This window comes from Bradyrhizobium sp. TM233 (genome assembly GCF_036247965.1).
In the GTDB taxonomy this organism is placed as follows: Bacteria; Pseudomonadota; Alphaproteobacteria; order Rhizobiales; family Xanthobacteraceae; genus Bradyrhizobium; species Bradyrhizobium ottawaense.
Genome location: NZ_BTIG01000139.1, coordinates 1 through 600 on the forward strand (window position 1 = coordinate 1; position 600 = coordinate 600).

Consider the following 600-nt stretch of genomic DNA (forward strand, 5'->3'; position numbering starts at 1 on the left):
GCGTCTACCAGTTCCGCCACAGGGGCCCTCGGTCGGCCCTTGAAGGGAGCGTCGCGAAGCCGGCGGACTATAGCCATGGACAAAGCGGGGTCAACCCGCGCCAAAGTGATGTCGGCCGTTCTCGACAGCCGCATGGACCGGGGCTAGAGGCTTAAGGGCGCGACCTATCGGAAAGAGGCTGCCGTGACGACCCAGAGTGCCGCCATACCTGCGTTCAAGCCGGCTGCCAGCGGCTCCGCGCTGACCGCCTCGCTGCTCGTCACGCTGATTGCGGCTGCGACCATCGCGGGCGCGTGGTTCTTCCAGCTCGTGCTGGAGATCCTGCCCTGTCCGCTCTGCCTGGAGCAGCGCTACGCCTATTACCTCGCGATTCCGCTCGGTGCCCTCACGGCGCTGGCGGCCAGGAGCGGCGCGCCGCGGCCGCTGCTGCTGGCGGGGCTGGCGATCCTCGCGCTGGCGACGCTCGCCAATGCCGGTCTCGGCACCTACCATTCCGGCGTCGAATGGGGATTCTGGAAAGGGCCGACCGATTGCACCGGTCCCGTCGTCAACCTCGGCAACGCCGGCGATCTCTTCTCAAGGCTCGACACCGTGAAGGTG

1 protein-coding gene is annotated in these 600 nt (G+C 67.8%); it reads left to right on the plus strand.

The features are described from left to right. Positions 1-183: 183 nt before the first annotated feature. A partial coding sequence (locus AABA86_RS34040) for a disulfide bond formation protein B (protein ID WP_338309854.1) occupies positions 184-600 on the plus strand: 417 nt, incomplete at its 3' end.